Genomic DNA, 24,324 nt, shown 5'->3' with positions numbered 1-24,324 from the left:
TGTCAGGCCACTACCTTCGTTTTATTCTGCTGCATTTTCTGCCATGCACATCCGGCAACGATCAGAAGCAGTCCCAAAATATCCGTCAAAAGCGTTGGATTGATAAGCATCAGTCCTCCTACAGCCAGCATAACGCGGACAATTGCAGGCATCTTCGTAAACAGATATCCTTCCAGTGACGCTGACAGACCAAATACACCGATCAGTGAAGTAATAAAGATCTGAACTACACTGACAGCAGTGGTATCGATCAGAAGCATGGACGGATTAAAGCAGAATACATAAGGTACAATAAATACTGCAATCGCCAGTTTCGAAGCTGTAAACGCAGTCTTCATTGGGTTCGATTTTGCAATGGCAGAACCTGCATAAGCAGCAAGTGCTACCGGAGGTGTAATATCTGCTACAATACCGAAGTAAAATACAAAGAAGTGGGCTGCCATAATCGGCACTCCCATACGTACCAGAATCGGTGCGCAGGTTGCTGCCATGATACAGTAGTTTGCAGTAGTCGGAACACCCATACCAAGAACAATACAGCAAAGCATTGTCAAAAGAAGCGCAATGATCAGTTTTCCGTTTGCAACACTGATAATTCCGTTAATCAGGTCATTTGCAAGGCCTGTCATAGTAATGGAACCGGAAATAATACCTGCAACACCACAGGCTACAGCTACAGAAATAACACCTCTTCCACCTGCTTCCAAGGCATCAAGACATTTTGTAACACTGATTCTGTTCTCTTTATCAAACAGACTTACTATAATAGAAAGAACGATTGCATAACTTGCGGCTTTCTGCATTGTCATATAGTTTCCTGATACCCAGATAACCAGCATGATCAACGGTAATAACAAATAAATCTTACGGATCAGAATCTTAAATACAGGAAGTTCTTCTTTCGGAATACCGGAAAGCCCCAGTTTCTTAGCTTCCAGATGAACTGCGATAAAGATTCCAGTAAAATACAGCAATGCCGGCAGGATTGCCCTGACGATAATCTGTGAATAGGGTACTCCTATAAAATCAGCCATAAGGAATGCGGCAGCTCCCATAATCGGCGGCATAATCTGTCCACCTGTAGAAGAAGCCGCTTCTACTGCACCTGCAAACTCCGACTTGTATCCGGTTTCTTTCATCATAGGGATAGTAACAGAACCTGTGGTAACTGTATTACCTACAGAGGAACCAGAAACCATTCCGCAAAGAGCAGAACTGATAACTGCTACCTTCGCAGGACCACCTGCATATTTTCCAGCCACGCAGTTTGCAAGCTGGATAAAGAAATTAGAGATTCCTGTTCTCTCCAGGAACGCACCAAAAATAATAAACACTACAATATACTTAGAGCATACATTTACTGGTGTGGAAAAAATACCTTCTTTTGTATAAAAAAGATTACGTACCAGGAATTTCACCCTGCCAAAAAACGCCGGGTTTGTAAGTCCTACAGCCAGCGCATAGATCAGGAAAAAGCCGGCTACAATCAGAATTGGCAGACCAACACAGCGTCTGGTAAGCTCAACAAGTGCCAGAATACCAATAATACCGATAATGATCTGATATGATTCAAATCTGGTACCCTGATTAATAATTTTATTCGCACTAAAAGTGAAATACAGAAATGCTCCTGTGCCAAGCAGCATAAAAATAATATCGCTTATCGGCATATAATTCTCTCTGATGTCACCCTTCTTTGCCGGATAAGTCAGAAACCCGATCAGAACGATCAGTCCCAGGAAAGAAGTCAGTCGAATTTCTTCCAGGAAGGTTGCAAAAAGTGTTACATAGATACACCACAGTGAGAAGGCGATGAGAATTCCGCGGATAGCAATCTTATATTTTCCTGTCCATATACGGATATTAGACTCACGGTCATATTTTTTCATAACCGCATCTACATCAGCTCCCTCAGACTCTGACTGTCCCACCGGAGATGTATTTACTTTTTTACTGTTATATTCTTTCATACCGGTTATTCCCCTTTCGTGTCAACTGTAATTCCATGCTCTGCATAGTAACGTGCAGCACCTTCATGGAACGGTATCGTCATACCTGTAGTGGCATTCTCCAGGGAAAGCTCCTCTCCCTTTGCATTCTCGGATGCAATCTCATCTGCATGGTCAAAAATAGCAGCCGTCATATCGTACACTGTATCATCGTCCAGATTCTCAGATACAACAATTGTTGCCTTAACGGTGATTGTCTCTACCGGTTCATCCTGTCCCGGATAGGTTCCTGCCGGAATCTGGTAGGATGTATAATATGGACAGTCACTCAGGATTGAATCCCTGATCGCACCGTCAATATTGATCATATAGACACCATTGGTAGTTGCAAGCTCTGTGATAGCTGTCGTAGGTGCACCTGCAACAATAAACGCAGCATCAATTTTTCCATCCTTCAAAGATTCCTTGCTGTCCTCAAAAGACAGATACTGGGGATGGATATCATCCAGGGTAATGCCGCCTGCATTTAATACATCCAGAGCATTGAAATATACGCCGGAATTTGCCGCACCGATAGATACACTCTTGCCCTTCAGATCTTCCACTGTCTTAATGTCAGGATCCATGGTAAACAGCTGGACAGTCTCTGCATACAGGCCGCCCAGAGTCCTGAAATCATGGGTTGCACCGTCCTGTTCAAATGCTCTTACGCCGTCCCATGCATAGGCCATTACATCTGACTGGACAAATCCAAGCTGAAAATCTCCGTCCTGTACTGACTGCAGGTTCGCTTTGGAACCACCTGTAGAAACCGCTGTAACCTTTACATTTGTATTATTGGTAATATACTGGGCCAGCACACCACCGTAGGAATAATACGTTCCCGCCGTACCGCCGGTACCGAACGTCAGACGTTCTTTACTTTGTCCGCAACCACTCAGAAGGCTGACTGCAAGTGCAAGAGTCAAAACAAGGCCAACAATCCTGCCAGCTTTTCTCCTGCCTCTGAAAAGCTCTTTGTTTCTCATAAATCCATCTCCTTCAGGTACATAATATTTTGAATTATAACATATTTTTTCAAAAAATGATAATCTTTATTGAATAATCTTACAAAAAACGTTACAATAAAGAAAAAACATGGATAACAAAATAAATAATAACCCAATGGAGGTATCTATTATGTCCGAAAGAAAATACCCTGTCATCACAATCAGCAGGGAGTTTGGTGCCGGGGGACACAGTATTGCAAGAGTAGTTTCAGAAAGGCTTGGTATCCCATATTACGATCGGGATTTTGCAAAACAGGCTGCTGCCAGAAGCGGATATTCCCAGGAGGATATTGATCGTGAGGGTGAAAATCTGAGCCGCAGCGCCAGACTTCTGGACAACATTCTGAATAACTCTGCAGGTTATTTCAGTTCCCATGATGCTATTTACCAGGCTCAGAAAGAGCTGATCCTTCAGTTCGCAGCAGAACAGGACTGTATTATCATCGGCCGCTGTTCCAATCTTATCCTGCGAAATGCCGGTATTCCCAGTCTGGATATTTTCCTTCATGCAGATGTGAATCTCCGCACAGAACATATTCAGAAATTAGGCTTAAACGGAAAGGAAGATCCCAGGAAATATCTCACCAAAATGGACAACCTGCGTGAAACCTATTTCAAAACCTATACAAAACATGAGCTTGGCACTTATCACGATTATGACCTGTGTCTGGATACCGGAACCCTTGGATACGATAACTGTATTGAGATTATCACTTCACTTGCAAAACAGCAGGGGTTGAATCTGAAGCATCAGTAGAAGGACCGCTGCAAGCTGTAAAACAGCAACAAGGCTGTGGCAATCAGAAAATCTGTGCCACAGCCTCTTTACTTCAGTCCTTTTAATAGTTGTTTCTAAATTTCTTTTATTTTACAAACTCATCCAGAGAACGGATCTGGATTCCTTCTTTTGCAAAAGCCTCTCTGATTTTTTCCACAAACGCCAGAGCCTTGGCTCCGTCTCCATGAACGCAGACAGAATCTGCCTGAATATCAATATCTTTTCCTGTAATTGCAGTAATCTTTTTCTCTTTGACCATACGGATCACCCTGACAATAGCCTCATTTTCATCAGTGATCACAGCACCTTCCTTACGTCTGTTTACCAGAGTACCATCTTCTTCATAGGCGCGGTCTGCAAAAACCTCCATAGCTGTACGCAGGCCCATATCCTGAGCAGCCTTTGCCAGCTGTCCGCCGGAAAGAGCAAGTACGATCAAACTGCTGTCAAATTCTTTGATTGCCTCACAGATCGCAGTAGAAAGGGCATAGTCCTCTGCAGCCATATTATATAAGGCTCCATGAGGCTTTACATGCTGCATTTTTACACCGGTTACTCTGCAGAATGCATCCAGTGCACCCAGCTGATAAAGCACATATGCTTTTGCCTCTGCAGGGGAAACACTCAGATTTCTTCTTCCGAAGCCCATCAGATCAGGAAAACCCGGATGTGCTCCTATACGAATTCCCGCTTCCTTTGCCATTGCCAGCGTATTTCCCATAACTACCGGATCTGAAGCATGATAACCGCAGGCTACATTTGCAGAGGAGATCAGCGGAATGATCTTATCATCATTACCGATTTTATAGTTTCCAAAACTTTCTCCCAGATCACTGTTTAAATCTACTGTATACATTTATCTTACCTCTTTTTTATTTATCATCCCTTAATTTTCAGTACATTCTCAATAAATCCGGTATCTGCTTTTCCCTCACAGAATACCTGATTCTTCATAATCTGATACTGGAAATCAAGGTTTGTCTCCACACCCATGACCACCATCTCATCCAGCGCAGAGCGCATTTTCTGCAGGGCAGCCTCTCTGTCAGGTGCATGAACGATTACCTTCGCAATCATGGAATCATACTCTGACGGAATCTTATAGCCTGTATAAAGGGCAGTATCCACCCGGACTCCGTTGCCTGCCGGAAGATGCATATGCTGTACTACTCCGGGACTTGGCATGAAATTTTTCTCAGGAATCTCTGCGTTGATACGGCATTCAATAGCATGTCCTTTAATCCGAATATCTTCCTGTTTAAAGCTTAACTCCTCTCCCATAGCCACACGAATCTGCTCAATGATCAGATCTGTGCCTGTAACCATCTCTGTTACTCCATGCTCCACCTGGATTCTGGTGTTCATTTCCATGAAATAGAAGTTGCCTTTTGGATCTACGATAAATTCAATAGTTCCTGCATTGGTATAACCTACTGTTTTCGCAGCAAGAACTGCATATTCATTCATTTTCCTGCGGGTTTCTTCATCAATGGCAGGGGACGGGGATTCCTCAATCAGCTTCTGATGATTTCTCTGTACCGAACAGTCACGCTCTCCCAGTGCCACCACATTTCCATGACTGTCTGCCATAATCTGGATTTCCACATGGCGGGGATTTTCTACAAAACGTTCAATGTACATGGTATCATCCCCGAAAGCATTGGCTGATTCTCTCTGTGCCATATTAAACTGAAACTCAAATTCATCCTCATTGGCAGCTACACGCATACCCTTACCGCCGCCTCCTGAGGAAGCCTTAATCATAACCGGATATCCGATCTCTTCAGCCAGCTTTTTACCTGTTTCTGCATCGTATACAGGTTCTTTTGTTCCGGGTACAACCGGTACACCGGCATCCATCATGGTTTTACGGGCATGGGATTTATTTCCCATCTTATCAATAACATCTGCATCCGGTCCGATAAAAGTAATTCCGTTTTCTTTACATTTACGTACAAACTCACTGTTTTCTGAAAGAAAGCCAAAACCAGGATGGATAGCATCTGCTCCCATATTTTCTGCTGCAGCAATGATCCGGTCCATGTTCAGGTAGCTGTTTCTGGCAGGACCTTCTCCGATACAGATACGCTGGTCTGCCAGCTGTACATGAAGGCTCTTAGCATCTTCTTTTGAATAAACAGCCACACTTCGGATTCCCAGATTCCTGCAGGCACGTATGATCCGGACTGCAATTTCCCCACGGTTGGCGATCAAAATTTTATTAAACAATATGAAAGCCTCCTTATCCTACAGTCTCTTAACACGGAACAGAGGCTGTCCATATTCTACTTTCTGTTCATTACTTACCAGAACTGCTTCAATCTCACAGTCATAGTCACTCTGGATCTCATTCATAAGCTTCATAGCTTCCAGAATACACACTGTCTGTCCTGCTTTTACCTGATCTCCCACCTTTACAAAAGCAGGTACATCCGGAGCAGATGCAGAATAGAAGGTTCCTACGATAGGAGAAGTGATAAACAGACTTTCCTCCTCTTCTTCCTCTGCTTTTTCCACAATTGTATTCACAGGTGCAGATGCAGCCACAGGAACTCCCGCTGCAACTACAGGAGGATGATCCAGCTTGCTCATTGTAATCTTTACATCCTTGTCCTTATATGTGAATTCATTAAGGGATGAATCCTCAATAATCTTTACCAGTCCTTCAATCTTCTCTAAATCCATCAAACATTATCCTTTCTGTCTATTTTATATTATTTTTTACGGTTATTCTTCAAACAGCTTGCGCAGTCTCTTTGCCACCAGACGGCAATCCAGAACCTCTTTACATGGCTGATGAATGATCTTTCTCAGTCCGTCAAGTTCTTTCATTTCCTCAACATAAAGAGCCTGAGCCTCCTGTACGGTAATTGCCTTGAAATGTATCTTATCATCTGTTTTTCTCTGTACCAGCTTGGGAATATCCACAGATGCCACTGTGGCAATTTTCCCATAACCGCCCGTTGTCTGACGGTCAGCCAGCAGAATGATAGGTTTACCATGGGAAGGTACCTGTATAGCCCCAAATGCGATTCCGTCGGAAATAATATCCGAAGTCTTCTTAGGAGCAATAAACGGTCCCTCCAGCCTGCAGCCCATACGGTCAAATTCATTTGTCACTGTATACTCACTGCCCAGGAAAGTCTTGATGCCCTGTTTGCTGAACATACCATCCTGCGGTCCCATTACTACCCGCAGTGTTGCTTCTGTCTGATCAAACTCATCCATATCAAGCTTTCGGGAAAGGAAAAACGGCAGATAACGTCTCTTAATACGAAATCCGATATAATCGTCCGCTTCCAGTTTTCTTCCCTTAAATCCGCCCAGACCACTCTTTAAATTGGTGCATCGGCTTCCCATCACTACCGGAATATCCAGATAACTGGAAAAAGCAATATAACCTCTGCTTCCCGTTCTGGCGCTTCCAAATTTCAATACATCTCCCTTATTCATATACAGGGCTGTATACATGGGAGCCGGCTCTCCATTAATGGTTGGCTGGAAATCTCCGCCTGTGATTGCAATGATAGTAGCTGATGTAAATTCAAGGGTTGGGCCTATCAGCGTTATCTCCAATACTGCCTCATTCTCCGGATTATCCAGAAGAAGATTGGCTATTTTGAATGAACGGACATCCATGACTCCTGCCACACTGAATCCCTGACTCTGATATCCATAACGCCCCAGATCCTGAACCGTTGTCATCATTCCGCCTTTTAATATACGAATTCCCATTTTATGCCTCCTCATGAACGGTGCACTGGTATTCGCCACGTTCTACTAATTCTCTGATCCGTTTGTACTCATCTTCATCGATCGGTACAAAACGGATATAATCTCCTGCCTCTACCAGAATCGGGATTTCACGGTCCGGATCATAGGTTTTTACAGGTGTCATTCCCATCAGCTGCCATCCTCCCGGAGAATCCAGAGGATAAATCCCTGTCTGGGAACCACCGATTCCCACACTTCCTGCATTGATCTTGATTCTGGGATTTGCAAGACGGGGTGTATGGATCCTTTCATCCAGCCCGCCCAGATAACAAAAGCCCGGAAGAAAACCAAGCATATAGATCAGGTAATCTCTGGAAGAATGAATCTTTATTACTTCCTCTACGGAAAGTCCGGCATGTTCTGCAATATTCTCAATATCCGGACCATATTCTCCTCCATAGCATACAGGGATCTCATAAACTTTTCTGCATCCTTCACCTGCTGTAACTTCCATCTTTAACAGAATTTCCAGTCTTTTTTTCAGGTCATCGTAGGAAATCACACGCGGGTCATAATTAACCAGCAAAGAACAGAACGCAGGGATCATATCTACAACTCCCTCTATATGCTGTTCTTTCATAAGCTGTACAGTGGCAGTGATCTTCCGGTTGATCTCCGGACTGATCTCTTTGCCAAATTCAACCAGAACAGAAGAATCACCTTCTGTTAAAATTCTAATGTCCGGCATAATCTGCTCCTCTTTTCTTAATCTTTTCGCCATGTCTTTTTATCTGCTTCTTTCTGCATCACATGGCTGTTAATGAACCAAAAAGGTGTAACCTGGACGATCACACCTTTTTGACATACTCTCCAGTCTGAAAACCGGATACATTTTCCTCAATTATAACAATGTACCGATCTTAGATACAAATGTAGTCACACCGAGGTATGCTGTAAGAATTACCACGATCACTCCAAGAATGGTAAGTACTACCGGATGATGATAATTCTCTCCCATAATAGATTTCTTATGTGCAGCGATCAGACAGATTGCCAGGGTGATCGGAAGGATCAGACCATTCACAGCACCTGCAAGTACAAGAAGTACTGCCGGATTTCCAAGGATAAACATAATGGCTGTAGAAATAATGATAAATCCGATGATCACTTTATTTTCATTTTCCTCGATAGACTTGCTGAAAGTCTTCAGGAAGGAAACTGAAGTATAAGCTGCACCGATAATGGATGTGATTGCTGCGCACAGAAGAACCAGACCTGCAAAACGGTATCCGATTTCACCAGCCCCCTGCTTGAAGGCGTCTGCTGCAGGATTTGCAGCATCCAGTGTTACGCCCTTGACAACAACGCCCAGAACAGCCAGAAACAGGAAAATACGAACAATCGTAGCAATGATCATACCCATAACAGAACTCTTGTTGATCTCTTTCAGGTTCTTCTCGCCTGTAATTCCTGCATCAATCAGACGATGTGCGCCGGAGAAAGTGATATATCCTCCAACAGTACCTCCCAAAAGTGTAAGGATTGCAGGAATCAGATTTGTGGCACCGGCTTCCGGTACAAATGTATTCTTCAATGCACTTCCTACCGGTGGTTTTACCACAATGATCACAACAAAGATTACGATAATCATAATGGCACCCAGTACCTTGGTAATAGTATCCATGGCACTTTTGGCATTTTTCAGCACAAATACCAGGATTGCCAAAAGACCTGCCAGTATGTAACCAACTTTGGTAGGTATTCCAAGCAATGTGTTAAAACCAAGTGCTCCGCCACCTACGTTTCCGATATTAAATACCAGACCACCGAATACGATCAGTATCGATACCAGATATCCCAGTCCCGGAAGTACCTTATTGGAAACATCCTGACCACGAAGTCCGGTCACACAAAGCACACGCCAGATATTCAGCTGTGCAATGGCTGCAAGGATTACGGAAACCAGGATAACAAATCCAAAACTTTCCTGATACTGTCCGGTAAAGGTTGCTGTCTGTGTCAGGAATCCTGGTCCGATTGCAGATGTGGCCATCAGAAACGCTGCGCCAAGTAAGGCTCCGCCACTCTTTTTCTTTTCGCTCATTTTTATTGCCTCCTTTTCATGTTATTATCGCACATTATACTAAAAAATGAATATTTACACAAGCAAAAATTATTTTGATAACTTTTGATGTCGAATTTTTGTTACTGTTCACTGGTAATATCCCGCGAGGTGTTTTTTGTGAGCGAAGGTCACAGAAAACCCGAGACATACTGCGCGAATTTATGCGATTAGCATAAATTAAGTTTGCGAAGCAAACGATACTCCTTGGGCATTGCACAAGGAGGTTCATATTTCCTGCATCGCGAAGCGTGTTGCTGAGAACGGAGTGAACAGTAACGAATTTTTATAATCTGTATTTTGTAATAAAAAACAGCAAAGGAGTACCCGGATTCCCATCCGATACAGCTCCTTTGCTGTTTTTTCAGTTAAAATGTAAATTTATCCGCAAAATATGCATCCAGTTCATCAATCTTCACACGAACCTGCTCCATAGTATCACGGTCGCGGATTGTAACTGCTCCGTCGTTTTCGGACTCAAAGTCATAAGTTACACAGAACGGAGTACCGATCTCATCCTGTCTTCTGTAACGTTTACCAATGTTTCCACGATCATCATATTCACAGTTATATTTCTTGCTTAACTGCTGATAGATCTTCTCTGCACCCTCATTAAGCTTCTTGGAAAGAGGAAGCACACCGATCTTAACAGGTGCAAGTGCCGGATGGAAATGAAGGACAGTACGAACGTCATTCTTCTCTGCATCCAGAACTTCCTCATCATATGCGCTGCACAGGAATGCAAGTACCACACGGTCAGCACCCAGTGACGGCTCGATTACATATGGGATATATTTCTGCTTCTTCTCATCATCAAAATATGTCAGATCCTGTCCGGATACATTCTGATGCTGAGTCAGGTCATAATCTGTTCTGTCAGCGATTCCCCACAGCTCGCCCCATCCAAACGGGAACAGGAACTCTACGTCTGTGGTAGCCTTGCTGTAGAAGCTTAATTCTTCTGCGTCATGATCACGGTAACGAACTTCTTCATCTTTTAATCCAAGAGAATATAACCAGTTCAGGCAGAAATTCTTCCAGTATGCAAACCACTCAAGGTCTGTATCCGGCTCACAGAAGAATTCAAGCTCCATCTGCTCAAACTCACGTGTACGGAATGTGAAGTTACCCGGTGTGATCTCGTTACGGAAAGATTTACCGATCTGACCGATACCAAATGGGATTTTCTTACGTGATGTTCTCTGAACATTCTTGAAGTTTACAAAAATACCCTGTGCTGTTTCAGGTCTTAAGTATACTGTATTCTTGGCATCCTCTGTAACACCCTGGAATGTCTTGAACATCAGGTTGAACTGACGGATATCTGTAAAGTTATGTTTGCCACATGTAGGGCATGGTACATTGTGATCTTTGATGAAGTTCATCATCTCTTCCTGAGACCATCCGTCTACAGAGCTCTCAAGTTCAATGCCATTCTCCTGGCTGAAGTCTTCGATGATCTTATCTGCGCGGAAACGTTCATGACATTCCTTACAGTCCATCAGAGGGTCAGAGAAGCTTCCCAGATGTCCGGATGCAACCCATGTCTGCGGGTTCATCAGAATTGCACAGTCAACACCTACATTGTATGGGGATTCCTGAATAAATTTCTGCCACCATGCACGTTTTACGTTATTCTTTAATTCTACACCAAGATTACCGTAATCCCATGTGTTTGCAAGACCACCATAGATTTCGGAACCCGGGTAAACAAATCCTCTTGCCTTTGCCAGCGCAATGATTTTGTCCATTGTTTTTTCCATGACTATTCTCCTCGTTCTTTTTATAAAATGCGTGTAACTGTTCATATCCGTCAGGCAATTTGGTTCACAATCCATTCCGCTATTTGATTAACGTAATAAACAGCTACAATTAACGTTATTATAACTGTATCTGATTTCTTTTTCAAGGTATCTCAGCTCATTATTTCCAGAATTTCCAGACTTTTGAACCGTTTTTCAGTGTTCGCAGCAATATAGGTATGGATATGACGTTCCAGTTCATGGAGTACTTCTTCTGTAACAGTAAATGTATAAAGCTTCCCAAGAGAAGCAGTTACTATGTACTGCATGGCATATAATGCAGGTGCTGAGATTCTCTTTGCATCATTTACATGTCCCAGACAGGCTTTATCCAGAATACCATGATTCTGCTGAGAAAAGAAAAGCTCTTCTCCCTCCACAGGCTGTCTTTCGCAGCACACACAATGAAACAGTGAAGGACACAATCCCTGTGCAGCCATCATACGAAGTTCAAAAATACACCTCACCAGCCTGTCATCAATATTCGGGTTCAGAAGTGCCTTCACTGTCACATACAGAAGGTTCATAGATTCTTTCTCGTCAATCCCCTCCTGTCCGAAATAATCTGCCAGTTCCAGAAAATAATATCCATAGTAGATTCCAGGCTGTTCACCTGCCAGTTCCACAAAATGATGACTGATGGATACCTGATTCAGATTATAACTGGAACGCCCCTCATAAAGGGCAAAGGTTCCAAACACAAAAGGATTGGCAGCCGCCAGAAACTGGCTGTTTGGGCGGCGGGCTCCTTTTGCAAACGCGGAAATCTTGCCTCTTTCTCTGGTGAGAAGGACGATCCGCTTGTCATATTCTCCCACAGGCATGGCAGAGAGCACTACTCCCTGCACAGTTATCAAATCACTCATTCTCTCTGTTTCCTGACTGTCTTTTTATTTAGATTTCCTTCTTATCGTAACCAAAGTTCTTGATAAGGAAATCACTGTCTCTCCAGTCTTTCTTTACTTTTACCCAAAGCTTCAGATTCACTTTTGATTCCAGCATACGCTCAATCTCATATCTTGCATTACTTCCGATTTTCTTTAACATCGCACCCTGTTTGCCGATGATAATTCCTTTGTGAGATTCTCTTTCACAGATAATTGTCGCATCAATATCCACGATTGGATTTTTTCCCGGACGCGTTTTCATCCGGTCAATGGCAACTGCGATTCCATGAGGAATTTCCGCATCCAGTGCATGAAGTGCTTTCTCGCGGATGATCTCAGCCACGATCTGACGCTGAGGCTGATCAGTAACTGTATCCTCGTCATAAAACATAGGACCGTAAGGCAGATATTTCAGGATACAACCGATAATATCCTGAGTATTCTGTCCACGCAGTGCAGAGCATGGGATAATCTCTGCGAAATCGCATACTTTTCGGTAAGTGTCAATGGCAGGAAGGATTTCTTCCTTTGATACAGTATCAATTTTGTTGATGATCAGGATTACCGGCACTCCGATTCCCTGAAGCTGTTCTGCAATATGACGCTCTCCTGCCCCGATAAAGGTACTTGGCTCTACCAGCCACATAATGGCATCTACCTCTTTTAAAGTTCGCTCTGCCACCTGGACCATATATTCTCCCAGCTTATTCTTTGCCTTGTGGATACCGGGAGTATCGAGAAATACGATCTGACCTTCGTCACAGGTATAAACGGTCTGGATACGGTTTCTGGTTGTCTGTGGTTTCTTGGATGTGATAGCGATCTTCTGTCCGATGAGATGATTCATCAGAGTAGATTTACCTACGTTTGGACGTCCGATAATCGCTACAAATCCAGATTTAAAATTTTCGTTCATTCTGTTCTTTCCTTTTTTAACAATTGATCAGTGGTTTCACTTCCATCAGTACATCAGAAGCCTCAGCCACCTTGCTCTCGCTTCCCACTACACAGATCTGATCTGCTGCCAGAACTGCCTCTATGATCTCGGCCAGTGCATGAATATCCTCTGCAGACGCATTCAGGATCTGATCACGTTCTTTCTGGAGCATCTCCTCTGTCACACCGCAGAAATATGCTGTCTTGGAAACAGAACCTTTCATCTGAGGTGTCCTTGGCACATCCTTTCCGCTGATGGTACCAATGATATATTTTGTCATCTCCCGCTCATCTGCCTGGAAATTACGGATATAATCCGGAATCCCCTTATATACATCCAGTGTACGTTTCAGATGAGGATCGCGGTAAGATACCAGATAGCTCTCACCATTCCTCTTAAATCCGCTCATGCATCCATATGCACCGCCCTTTACGCGCAGATTCATCCACAGATAATCATAACTTAAGATAACCTTCAGAATTTCCAGTGCACCTGTATATTCCAGGCCTTTTTTCTTAAAATTACCGGTCTGAGCCACATACTGGACCTGTCCGGAAGTCTTAAATCCCTCATTTTTCTTTGTGCAAGTCAGCTTCTCTTTCGATTTTTCCACTGGTTCTGTGCCAAGTCCTGCCTTTACAGTTCCCGCCAGTTTCTGAACTGTCTCCAGGGACTCTCTCTCACCTGTATAACTGATCATAAAGTTCTCCGGACGGAGAATTTTTTTCATCAGTTTACAAAGCTCTTCTACAGTTTCCTCTTTTCGCTGTTCAAAATCTTTTTCCAGTTTCTCGATAAACTGATAATATCCGATTCCCGCCATCTCATCCTGGAATGCAGCCATCGGAGAAGAATATGCCGCTGCTCTGAGTACAGCAGTGGAATGTCCGGCACCTGTCAGGTTTACCTGTGCCCTGGACTTCACAGATGCAACAATCTCATAGAGACGCTTGGTATCTTCCAGTTTCGAGCTGTTCAGGATCTCCCCGATCATTTTGAAAAGGAAATCCATTTTTGTATAGAGTGCCTTACCTCTTACAGAGAACATAGCCTGAAACTCTTCTGTAGAATCAGCTCTGTCAAAAACCTCTACCCCACAGTTGATACCGCCTGTATTGGCATTGATCTCATTAAACAGTTCTCCGTATGTGTAATGCTCTGTATCCACATATCCAAGTACGGATTTCAAAAGTCCCAGATAAGGAATCTGCTCAGGTGCGATACTGTCAGTCTTAAACATCAGATCTACATAACCGATGCCATTTGTGCATACATCATGGTAAAGGAACAGACTGTTGTCTACAGTTAATTCTTCATTTACGATCTTTGCAGCTTCCTTCTTAATATCGCTTCTCTTTAACATCGGAATGCACTCCAGTGCTTTTGGATCTTCGCCGGCTTCCTGATATGCTTCCAGTGCTTTCGTCTTCTCAACCATTGCATCCAGCTGTTCTTCAGAAAGACTGCTTCTGTATGCTTCCAGCTTCTCCTCCAGTTCTTTTTCACGCTGGGCTGCCAGACCTTTCTTCGGTATAAGAGTCATGATGCATCCATGGGGATTTTCAAGAAGATATTTACGGATCAGTTCTTCAAAATATCCTTCGTTTACTGCCTTTTTCAGGTTTTCAAAAACTGTAAGCTGCTGTACCTGTGCAAAGGGATTTCCTTTTTCATACAGCCAGTCTCCCAGAATATCCAGACTGTACATCAGTCCTTTTGGATAAGAGGAAAAATCAGCTTCACGATAACGGAATTCAAAGTAATTGATTCCAGCCTCTACAGCTTTCTTATCAATTCCATTCTTAACAATATCTCCCAGTACCTGTCTGATCACAGATACGAATTCTTCTTTTCTGTCCGGATTGGAACCTTTTGCAATTACTGTAAAATATGGCTGGAGAATACCATCATCATAAGATCCATAGACATCCTTGCCTGCTTTTACATCCAGAAGTGCCTGCTTTAACGGTGCTCCCGGTGCGCTTAACAGTGCGTAATCCAATACCTCAAATGCCATCGCCATCTGACTGTCCGCAGCATTTCCAACAACCATGTTATAAGAAAGATAGGTATTGTCCTCTTCTCCCTCATTCTCAGCAACCGGATACTCAAGAGTCACATCCCGGCATGCTCCGAATTCTTTCTGTTCCTGAATAACAGAATCCACATCCAGATAATCAAAATGCGACAGATAATGCTCATCCAGGAATGCCAGTTTCTCTTCCATATCCATATTTCCATACAGATAAATATAGCTGTTGGATGGATGGTAATAAGTTCTGTGGAAATTCAGGAAATTCTCATAGGTAAGATCCGGAATATTTTTCGGATCACCGCCTGATTCACATCCATAAGTGGTATCAGGGAAAAGGTGATTCATAATCTCCCGTTCCAGAACTTCATCCGGTGAGGAGAAAGCACCTTTCATCTCATTATATACAACACCGTTATATTTCAGCGGTCCTTCCTTCTGTTCCAGATGATAGTTCCAGCCTTCCTGACGGAAAATCTCTTCTCTTTTATAGATATTCGGATAAAATACCGCATCCAGATAAACATGCATCAGATTCTGAAAATCCTTATCATTGCAGCTGGCTACAGGATAGCAGGTTTTATCCGGATAAGTCATGGCATTCAGGAACGTATTCAGAGAACCCTTTACCAGTTCTACGAAAGGATCCTTTAATGGAAATTCCCTTGAACCGCAGAGTACACTGTGCTCCAGGATATGTGCCACACCTGTGCTGTCCTTAGGCGGTGTGCGGAATGCAATATTAAATACTTTATTCTCATCATCATTCTCGATCAGCATAACTCTTGCACCTGTTTTCTTATGGCGCAGAAGCCAGCCTGTAGAATGGATATCTGTCAGATTTTCTTCTGTCACAACTTCATAAGCCGTCAAATTTTCTTTGTTCATGTATGCCTCCAGTAATTTTTTTTTGGCTTTTCTTTATAATCCGCCTTCTCCCGGGAAATGTGCCTCATAAACTTCTCTTGCTGCCCTTGTTATCATTTCCAGTTCTTCCTGCATGTTGATTTCCTCCGGAAATGCAATGGCAGTGGTATAAATATCGTTCTGAATCTTACTCTTTGCACTTTTCTCACTGATATGGACAATCCCGCACAAGATCGTGTTATAGGCCTTATCCTTCTCGCAGAGTTCCATATAGGTTTTGACCATATGGCAGCATTCTCTGTAAAGCAGTTCTCTGTGAAGCTCACTTTTCTCCTGCATTTCTCTGAATTTCAGCCTGGTAAGATTTTTCCCGATTTCTTTTCTGGCCCTCTTTAAACCAAACAGCTTTCCCGCTGTATCCTTGTTATATTCCATTGCCATCCAAAGTGCCAGATATCCATCAGCACGTGTACCGGAGCCTGCCTCTGAAGGTTCTCCGTAACGCAGTTCCCACAGTTCCTTACGGACAGCATTTGCCTCCTCATCTTCACCTGCCGCAATAGACTGGTCAAGAAACATCTTTCTTTTCATCGGATCATGCTCTCTGTAATAAAGAGCAATTGTTGGTGTGTCTGTCATATATTTGTCCTTTCCGGTTACTTTATCTGCAACTGTCTGCTGCCTTTACAGTTACCTTTCTCTTACAATCCAAAACTCTACTTTCATGGCTCTTCATAGGTAAGCTCTGTTTCTGCCAGAGACAGTGCCTCTTCAATAACCTGATCCATATCCATGTAGCGATACATGCCAAGTCTTCCGCCAAAGATCACATTCTTCTCTTCCAGTGCGCGACGTTCATATTTGTCAAACAGTTCACTGTTCTTCGGGTCATTGACCGGATAGTACGGCTCTTTGCCTTTCTCCCATGCTGCCGGATATTCTCTGGTGATCACAGTCTTTGGCTGTGTACCAAATTCAAAATGTTTATGCTCGATGATCCTTGTATACGGAACTTCATAATCTGTATAATTGACAACCGCATTGCCCTGATAATTTCCCATATCCAGCACTTCTGTCTCAAATTTCAGTGATCTGTATTCCAGTTCTCCGTAACAATAGTCATAAAATTCATCGATCATACCTGTAAAGAGTACTTTGTCTGCCTGTGCAGTCAGTTCTTCTCTGTTTGCAAAGAAATCTGTATTCAGACATACCTGTACACCCTCCAGAAGTTTCTTCACAATACGTGTATATCCACCTTTGGGGATTCCCTGATAAGGATCTTTGAAATAGTTATTATCATAAGTATAACGCAAAGGCAGTCTTTTTATGATAAATGCCGGCAGATCTTTACACTCCCTGCCCCACTGCTTCCTTGTATATCCCTCTACCAGTTTCTCATATACGTCCTGTCCAACCAGTGCAAGCGCCTGTTCCTCCAGGTTCTTCGGATGGGTAATGTGCATTCTTGCGATCTGTTCCTGTATCTTCGCTTTTGCCTCTGCAGGAGTACGTACTCCCCAGAGCTGATGGAAGGTATTCATATTAAACGGCAGATTATATAACTCATCCTTATAGACTGCGATCGGTGAATTTACAAAATGATTAAATTCTGCAAACTGATTGATATAATCCCACACCTGTTTTCTGGAAGTATGGAAAATATGTGCACCGTATCTGTGTACCTGGATCCCCTCTACTTCTTCTGTGTAAATATTACCGCCGATATGACCTCTCTTATCGATCACAAGGCATGTTTTCCCCCGTCTTGTGGCCTCATGTGCAAATACTGCACCAAAAAGGCCGGCTCCTACTATCAGATAATCATATTTCTTCATGTGCGACACCTTCTTCTTGTAATAATCAAGCGGATAAAATCGTCCGCTTCGCTACGCAGCTCTACACCGAATAACTGCTCCGCAGTTTATCAGGTTAAAAAAGCAGTAACGCTTTTTTTGCGCTACTGCCATTATAACAAATTCATCCGAAAATGGATAGTCTTTCTATTCTATTATTTTCCTGTCACTTTATCAAACACATCTGTGATTTCTTTGGATGGTGCTTTCGTAGCCAGACTGAAGATAATGATCATCACAAGGCTGACAGCAAAACCTACAGCCAGAGAATAAAGTCCTGTATAAGAACCAAGAGTCTGTCCTGCTGCAAACGGTATATAATCCCAGACGATAACTGTCAGACCACCGGAAACAATACCTGCAACTGCACCTGCAAGGTTTGTTCTTCTCCAGAACAGTGACATTACCACAGTCGGACCAAATGCTGCACCAAGACCGGCCCATGCATTGGATACCAGTCCCATGATACTGCTGTTCGGATTCCACGCAATCACAAATGCCAGAACAGACACCACGATAACCGTAAGTCTTGCAACTGCAAGGATTTCCTTTGAGTCTGCATCCTTCTTAATGAACTGATGATATAAATCCTCAGATGCTGCGGACGCTGTTACCAGAAGCTGTGAATCCGCTGTGGACATAATTGCCGCAAGAATACCGCAGAGGAAGATTCCTCCGATAAACGGAAGTCCCAGATGACTGGAAAACAGTTTATTGATCATCTCGATAAATACACTCTCTGAGGAAGATGCACCATTTTCACCAAGTACAGTCGGAAGCAGATATGCACGACCTATAATACCGATAAAGCACGCTGCTGTCAGAGAAAGGATATCCCACACGATTGCGATCGCACTGGATTTTTTTAATTCTTTCTCACTCTTTACAGCCATGAAGCGGGTAAGGATATGAGGCATACCGCAGTATCCAAGTCCCCATGCAAGCTGGGAAAAGATTTCAACAAATGTATATGGGCGCTCTCCGTTCTCAAAAGGATTCAGGAAAGCTGCTGCTCCACCCGGTGCTCCGCTCTGTGTCAGAAGATCACTCAGACTTCCGCTCAGTGTCAGATATGCAACCAGCGGAACGATCAGAAGACCGATCAGCATCAGTGTTCCCTGTACAAAGTCAGTTACGCATACAGCCATAAATCCCCCCATAAATGTATAGCAGAGAATGACTGCTGCACCAATTGCCAGAGCTATATGATAATCAATTCCAAATACTGTGTTAAAAAGTTTACCGCCTGCTGCCAGTGCAGAAGCTGTATAAACCAGGAAAAAGATTACGATCACGATGGATGAAAGCAATAACAGGATTCTCTTCTTATCCTGAAATCTGTTCTCAAGAAATGCCGGGATTGTAAGGGAATTGTTTGCTGCGATCGTATATTTACGAAGTCTGTGTGAAATACACACCCAGTTTAATACAGTTCCGATGAACAGACCTACAGCAATCCAGATCTGTCCTGTTCCCAGTGAATAAATTGCTCCCGGAAGTCCCATTAAGAGCCATCCGCTCATATCTGATGCCTGTGCTGAAAGAGCAGCTACCCATGCATTCAGTCCACGTCCGCCCAGAAAATAATCTTCCGAGCTGCTTGTTTTTTTCATATAAACCACACCAATGACTATCATAAGTAACAGATAGGCAACAAATGCGGACAATATGACCATTGTTGTACCACTCAAATTTACTCCTCCTTTTTTCTTCTTTTTTTCATACACTCTGGATTTGTCAAAGTATGTTCTGTTTCCTTCACATATTTATCCAAAAACAGAATACAGTCATTTTATATACTGCAAAAAGTAACCGGGTACCACTTCTGTACCCGGCTACTTTACCACATTACCTTAGCATCACGCAAGTGTATTTCTTGTTTTTCGACATTTTTCCGCCATTTTATGGAATTATTACTGTTACCGTCCGGCAAAGACCTTCACAGTAACTGTTTTATATTTTTACACCCAAACAGGTACTCTGTCAATCAGAAATTTATCTGTTTCTGTCTGCCAGCCTGTTTACATTCTCTTTTTGCTGTATGTTTTCTGCCTGCCAGAGCGTGTCTGAAAAATGCTTTACGCAAGATGTGCGTCACAATTTGTGGGAGATTTTGTTCGGATGAGGGCGTCGTAGTGGGCTACGACAACCGAATTCGGACAAAATATACCGCAAAGTGGGGCGTGCAGATTGCGAGAATGATTTTTCAGACACGCTCCAGGGCTTTATCTTTTTTCAGATAAACATTCTTAATATAGGAAATCAGTACCTCTTCCCCATGATCATTAAGTATCCGCAGCAGTCCCTCCAGATCTCTCTTTGTCTTCGGATGGATAAACCACAGCTTTTCCTTACCTTTCAGATAATAGTCCAGCGGCTGATGCTGATCATACTTATCCCCCAGATAATTTCTGGAAGCACTGATCCTGTCCATCACCATTTCCGCAATATATTTACGGGGCATGGGCACACCATTGATGATATGCTCATCTCCCGGTGCATAATCTACCCAGTACTCAAAATGATGTTTGTTGCGCCCTTTATGATGAAGCCAGGATTTTGATATTCCTGTATCTTCTCTTTCTGCATTGTTGGGACTTCTGTCTCCCTGATAGTATTTACATCCAACCAGAAATTCCACAGGTGCATATTTGGACAGGTCATGAAGCAGTCCCTGTTTATACATACCAGCCCGGAAACAGTAATGCATAACCAACAGCTTATGTCTGGTTATTGTTTTAAAGTGCAGCCACGGATGCATCCTTCTTCTCCTCCTCTACAGCCATCAGCACCACGATCGTACGCGGTGTGACCTTCAGCTTTTTACTATAAGTTTCCTGTTCCTGCTCCAGGAAACCATTCTCTTTCACAGCACTGGTATCAATCACTTTCTTCCATTTTCTGTATCCTGCCAGATTAGGAAGCGCAAAAATACGATCTTCCCAGTGAAAGTTATATGCAACGTATATGGAAGCATCCTCGCTGCCGTCTGCCCGGTGCGCATAGGCGCCACAATACATAATTCCAAGCAGTCTGGATGTGTTCTCAGAATTCATATACCATGCGCGTTCTCCATGAAGGGAAACATCCGGCAGTCCCCTGGTCTGATAATCCACTCCGTACATTTCTCCCGGAACATGAAGAATCGGATGTTCTTTCCGGAAAGCAATGGCATTCTTTACAAACTGAAACAGGGATTCATTTTTCTTCAGTGCTTTCCAGTCAATCCATCCAACCTGATTATCCTGACAATAGGCATTATTATTTCCGTTCTGTGAATTTCCAAACTCATCCCCGCCATAGATCATAGGAACACCCTGACTGAGCAGCACCATAAGAAAAGCATTTCTGATCTGACGTTCTCTCATCTGTCTGATCTGCAGCCTTCTGCTTGGCCCTTCCACGCCACAGTTCCAGGAATAATTATAACTGCTGCCATCGTGATTATTCTCCTGATTTGCTTCATTATGTCTGTAATTATAGGTCACCATATCATTCATGGTAAAGCCATCCTGACAGGCCATATAATTAATGACTGCATAGATATTTGGATTCCTTCTGATATGGTAAGCAGCCGCTGAGACCATATCCTCGTCACTTTTCAGAAAACGGCGCATATCCTGCAAAAATCCCGGATTATACTGTGCAATACATTTGTCTTCCGGTTTCTTCTTTTTCCGGATCTGGCTCTCATCAAAATCGTGAAACATCAGCCGGGTATCACTTAAAACCCCGTCATGCATCAGTAATTTGGCAGAAACTCCCTCACCCAATACATGAAATCCGTCTACATGATAGTAAAGTTTCCAAAACTGCAATGCCCTGAGTGCTGTCACAGGATTACATTCTCGTGGAAAATACATTTCCATGATACAGGCAATTCCAGCCTGATGCAGTTTTTTAATGAATGTTTTAAACTCTTTCTCCGAATCATCTGTTGCACAGTAAGATCTCTTGGGTGCAAAATAATAGCCATACATATATCCCCAGAAATTAACACGTCCCTGTGTATGCTTCTCAGATACCATTTTCTCAGATTCAGAATTCTTACAGGTACCGCTTTCCATAAATTCATATGCAGGCATCAGTTCAATTGTATTGATACCAAGTTCTTTCCAGTACGGGATCATTTCCTCCAGTGCCTGAAAAGTTCCCTTTGTACCGGTTATCGTCCGATTCGCTTTTGTATATCCGCGCACATGCAGTTTATAAAGGATCATTTCGTGATATGGAATAGCCGGATTTTTGTCGTTCTCCCAGTCAAAAACTTCTTTTTTAAGAAATCCTCCCCTGACTTTGTGCGGATTCGTACCCACCTCTGCACCAAAGCGTTCCCGTCCCAGAATCCTGTACGCACAGGGATCAGTATACACCTTTCCATTTATCAGAAAATTGTACTCGTACTCTTTCAGATTAAAATCCGGAATATACATTGCATATACATTTCCGGTTCTGTTTTCTTCTGTAAAAGGAATCTCCACATAAGGTTTTGCTGATCTCTTTTTGTAGAGAATCAGAGATGCTCTGCTGTCTTCCGGTACCTCAACTGCAAAATTACAGCCATCTGCCAACGGATTTGCACCAGGCACAAGAGCCAGCCCCTTTTCTGTTTTCATCTTTCTGCTCTCAGCCATCTCTTTCTCTCCTTCATATTTTTTCTTGTTGCTCATTATACTTTTCAGAAACACTATACAACGCTATAATGTAATCTGAAGTTCTACCGGACAATGATCGGAACCCATAATTTCAGAATGGATTTCTGCGCCTTCAAGCTTATCCTTCAACTGTGGAGACGTGATAAAATAGTCAATTCTCCACCCTGCATTCTTCTCTCTTGCTTTAAATCTGTAAGACCACCAGGAATATCTGCCCTCTACATCCGGATAAAAATAACGGAATGTATCGATAAATCCACTCTCCAGCACCTTACCAAAGCATGCTCTCTCTTCATCTGTAAATCCGGCATTTTTCCGGTTGGTCTTAGGATTCTTCAGGTCGATCTCCTGATGTGCCACATTGAAATCCCCGCAGCAGATCACAGGCTTACTTTCCTGCAATTTCAACAAGTATGCCAGAAAATCCTCTTCCCAGTGCATACGGTATTCCAGTCTGCGCAGTTCACTCTGGGAATTTGGTGTATATACAGTCACCAGATAAAATTTTTCATATTCCAGGGTGATCACACGCCCTTCTTTGTCATGTTCCTCAATTCCAATTCCATACGCCACAGACAGTGGCTCTTTCTTTGTAAAAACAGCAGTTCCGGAATATCCCCGTCTGTTGGCATAATTCCAGTACTGATAATATCCCGGAAGTTCCAGCTTCACCTGCCCCTGCTGGCATTTCGTTTCCTGCAGGCAGAAAATATCCGCATCAAGTGCTGCAAAGCTCTCTTCAAACCCTTTGCCAATGCATGCACGTATACCATTTACATTCCATGAGATTAATTTCATAATCAACTGATCCCCTTTGTTTTCTTATTAGCCCTGTTCAGCATTTGCTAACGATTCTCCCCTGAACGCTTCTGGTCTATTATAGCACGTTTCATGACTGTAAAAAACCTCTTTTTCTCCGGTTTCTGCTCATTGCATTTTTTTCCGGTTTCTGCTACAATGAACTGACATCAGATAAACATAGTCCCTGATAAATAAGAAAGAATGAGGAATATAAAATGAGTGACGAATTTACAGCTGGCGGATGTAACCCGAGTGACTGCGCTTCCTGCGGTGGTGGATGCAGTTCAGCCGGCGGATGCGATCCTGTTGAAAACCACAAGACAATCACCCTTACCATGGAAGACGATACAGAGGTAGAATGTGCGATCCTCACCGTTTTCCCGGTAGATGCGAAGGAATATATCGCACTTCTCCCACTTGATGAGAACGGTCAGAATGAAAACGGCGAGGTTTACCTCTACGCATTTGCCCGTACTGAGAGCGGTGATCCGATGCTTTCCAACATCGAAAGCGACGAAGAATATGCAAAAGCTGCAGTTGCTTTTGACACAGTTCTCCAGAATGCAAAAGATTCTATGGATAAGATTGACTGATCTGTTAAAGAATTTCATATGTAAGACTAAAATAAGAACCATCATCATTTCATAAAATGTGTGATGGTTCTTATTTTTTATCTTATAGCAATTCCATAAAATAATGCAATCAAGACAGTTCAGCAGAGTGCGAAGGACAAGGAATATACCTGCAGGCGTGCTGACGCACGGCAAAGATATCTGACACAGGACTTCACGCTATGATGGACTGGATTGTTTGCAGTAAATATAAGAGGATTACTATACAGAATTTCGTCGCAAACTGCCATAAATACTACTATG

General features: G+C 43.0%; 21 protein-coding genes and 1 pseudogene. 3 read left to right on the top strand and 19 right to left on the bottom strand.

Annotation, left to right across the window (positions count from 1 at the left end; genetic code table 11):
* Positions 1 to 2 precede the first annotated feature (2 nt).
* The gene (locus I4V44_RS07860) at positions 3 to 1,970 is read right to left on the bottom strand and encodes a TRAP transporter permease (RefSeq protein WP_196002564.1); all 1,968 of its coding nucleotides are present in this window, start codon (positions 1,968 to 1,970) and stop codon (positions 3 to 5) included.
* A 5-nt stretch (positions 1,971 to 1,975) separates the two neighbouring features.
* Positions 1,976 to 2,977 (bottom strand): TAXI family TRAP transporter solute-binding subunit, encoded by a 1,002-nt coding sequence (locus tag I4V44_RS07855; RefSeq protein ID WP_118521215.1) that lies wholly within the window; start codon positions 2,975 to 2,977, stop codon positions 1,976 to 1,978.
* Between the two features lie 151 nt (positions 2,978 to 3,128).
* On the opposite strand from I4V44_RS07855, the gene I4V44_RS07850 reads away from it, so the two are divergent.
* On the top strand, positions 3,129 to 3,755 hold the full coding sequence (locus tag I4V44_RS07850) for a cytidylate kinase-like family protein (protein WP_008707544.1): 627 nt from the start codon (positions 3,129 to 3,131) through the stop codon (positions 3,753 to 3,755).
* Positions 3,756 to 3,861: 106 nt separating this feature from the next.
* On the opposite strand, the gene I4V44_RS07845 is transcribed toward I4V44_RS07850, so the two are convergent.
* From I4V44_RS07845 to I4V44_RS18515, 14 genes are all read right to left on the bottom strand, one after another.
* The gene (locus I4V44_RS07845) at positions 3,862 to 4,632 is read right to left on the bottom strand and encodes a LamB/YcsF family protein (RefSeq protein WP_118575604.1); all 771 of its coding nucleotides are present in this window, start codon (positions 4,630 to 4,632) and stop codon (positions 3,862 to 3,864) included.
* Positions 4,633 to 4,655: 23 nt separating this feature from the next.
* Positions 4,656 to 6,005, bottom strand: coding sequence for an acetyl-CoA carboxylase biotin carboxylase subunit (accC, locus tag I4V44_RS07840; RefSeq protein WP_117676265.1), 1,350 nt, complete (start codon positions 6,003 to 6,005; stop codon positions 4,656 to 4,658).
* An 18-nt stretch (positions 6,006 to 6,023) separates the two neighbouring features.
* Positions 6,024 to 6,461, bottom strand: a complete 438-nt coding sequence (accB, locus tag I4V44_RS07835) for an acetyl-CoA carboxylase biotin carboxyl carrier protein (RefSeq protein ID WP_008707550.1) — start codon at positions 6,459 to 6,461, stop codon at positions 6,024 to 6,026.
* Between the two features lie 42 nt (positions 6,462 to 6,503).
* The gene (locus I4V44_RS07830) at positions 6,504 to 7,511 is read right to left on the bottom strand and encodes a biotin-dependent carboxyltransferase family protein (RefSeq protein WP_020993688.1); all 1,008 of its coding nucleotides are present in this window, start codon (positions 7,509 to 7,511) and stop codon (positions 6,504 to 6,506) included.
* A 1-nt stretch (position 7,512) separates the two neighbouring features.
* Positions 7,513 to 8,238 (bottom strand): 5-oxoprolinase subunit PxpB, encoded by a 726-nt coding sequence (pxpB, locus tag I4V44_RS07825; protein ID WP_020993687.1) that lies wholly within the window; start codon positions 8,236 to 8,238, stop codon positions 7,513 to 7,515.
* 153 nt (positions 8,239 to 8,391) lie between these two features.
* A complete protein-coding gene (locus tag I4V44_RS07820; RefSeq protein ID WP_008707553.1) occupies positions 8,392 to 9,594 on the bottom strand; it encodes an NRAMP family divalent metal transporter in 1,203 nt (400 codons plus the stop codon).
* Between the two features lie 386 nt (positions 9,595 to 9,980).
* A complete protein-coding gene (locus I4V44_RS07815) occupies positions 9,981 to 11,375 on the bottom strand; it encodes a glycine--tRNA ligase (RefSeq protein ID WP_026649282.1) in 1,395 nt (464 codons plus the stop codon).
* A 152-nt stretch (positions 11,376 to 11,527) separates the two neighbouring features.
* On the bottom strand, positions 11,528 to 12,280 hold the full coding sequence (recO, locus tag I4V44_RS07810; protein WP_025577211.1) for a DNA repair protein RecO: 753 nt from the start codon (positions 12,278 to 12,280) through the stop codon (positions 11,528 to 11,530).
* A gap of 28 nt (positions 12,281 to 12,308) precedes the next feature.
* On the bottom strand, positions 12,309 to 13,217 hold the full coding sequence (gene era / locus I4V44_RS07805) for a GTPase Era (protein WP_008707556.1): 909 nt from the start codon (positions 13,215 to 13,217) through the stop codon (positions 12,309 to 12,311).
* A 16-nt stretch (positions 13,218 to 13,233) separates the two neighbouring features.
* The gene (locus I4V44_RS07800; protein ID WP_173698378.1) at positions 13,234 to 16,158 is read right to left on the bottom strand and encodes an insulinase family protein; all 2,925 of its coding nucleotides are present in this window, start codon (positions 16,156 to 16,158) and stop codon (positions 13,234 to 13,236) included.
* Positions 16,159 to 16,191: 33 nt separating this feature from the next.
* Positions 16,192 to 16,776: a DUF6553 family protein gene (locus I4V44_RS07795; protein ID WP_055053695.1), complete on the bottom strand. Its 585-nt coding sequence runs from the start codon at positions 16,774 to 16,776 to the stop codon at positions 16,192 to 16,194.
* 83 nt (positions 16,777 to 16,859) lie between these two features.
* The gene (gene glf / locus I4V44_RS07790) at positions 16,860 to 17,975 is read right to left on the bottom strand and encodes a UDP-galactopyranose mutase (RefSeq protein WP_008707561.1); all 1,116 of its coding nucleotides are present in this window, start codon (positions 17,973 to 17,975) and stop codon (positions 16,860 to 16,862) included.
* Between the two features lie 173 nt (positions 17,976 to 18,148).
* The gene (gene putP / locus I4V44_RS07785) at positions 18,149 to 19,684 is read right to left on the bottom strand and encodes a sodium/proline symporter PutP (RefSeq protein WP_008707564.1); all 1,536 of its coding nucleotides are present in this window, start codon (positions 19,682 to 19,684) and stop codon (positions 18,149 to 18,151) included.
* A gap of 387 nt (positions 19,685 to 20,071) precedes the next feature.
* Entirely contained in the window at positions 20,072 to 20,161 is a 90-nt protein-coding gene (locus I4V44_RS18515; protein WP_329288283.1) for a DUF6783 domain-containing protein, read from the bottom strand.
* On the opposite strand from I4V44_RS18515, the pseudogene I4V44_RS18510 reads away from it, so the two are divergent.
* Positions 20,120 to 20,236 (top strand): annotated as a pseudogene (locus tag I4V44_RS18510) (DUF6783 domain-containing protein); the annotation flags it as partial. The gene I4V44_RS18515 and the pseudogene I4V44_RS18510 overlap by 42 nt on opposite strands.
* Here the strand turns inward: I4V44_RS18510 and I4V44_RS07780 are convergent.
* The 3 genes from I4V44_RS07780 to I4V44_RS07770 all read right to left on the bottom strand — a co-directional run bounded on the left by I4V44_RS07780 (position 20,200) and on the right by I4V44_RS07770 (position 23,446).
* Entirely contained in the window at positions 20,200 to 20,754 is a 555-nt protein-coding gene (locus I4V44_RS07780) for a DUF5662 family protein (protein ID WP_025577200.1), read from the bottom strand. The pseudogene I4V44_RS18510 and the gene I4V44_RS07780 sit on opposite strands and share 37 nt — an antisense overlap.
* Positions 20,732 to 22,627: a Type II secretory pathway, pullulanase PulA and related glycosidase gene (locus tag I4V44_RS07775; protein WP_243280230.1), complete on the bottom strand. Its 1,896-nt coding sequence runs from the start codon at positions 22,625 to 22,627 to the stop codon at positions 20,732 to 20,734. The genes I4V44_RS07780 and I4V44_RS07775 overlap by 23 nt, the downstream gene beginning before the upstream one ends.
* A 63-nt stretch (positions 22,628 to 22,690) precedes the next feature.
* Entirely contained in the window at positions 22,691 to 23,446 is a 756-nt protein-coding gene (locus I4V44_RS07770; RefSeq protein ID WP_055053692.1) for an exodeoxyribonuclease III, read from the bottom strand.
* A gap of 218 nt (positions 23,447 to 23,664) precedes the next feature.
* Between I4V44_RS07770 and I4V44_RS07765 the strand changes: the two genes are divergently transcribed.
* On the top strand, positions 23,665 to 24,042 hold the full coding sequence (locus tag I4V44_RS07765) for a DUF1292 domain-containing protein (RefSeq protein ID WP_118575630.1): 378 nt from the start codon (positions 23,665 to 23,667) through the stop codon (positions 24,040 to 24,042).
* Positions 24,043 to 24,324: the final 282 nt, after the last annotated feature.

It is taken from the genome of Blautia sp. 1001283B150304_161114_C9, from assembly GCF_015668165.1.
GTDB classification, from domain to species: Bacteria; Bacillota; Clostridia; order Lachnospirales; family Lachnospiraceae; genus Blautia_A; species Blautia_A wexlerae.
This window is presented reverse-complemented; position numbering and strand designations above follow the sequence as displayed.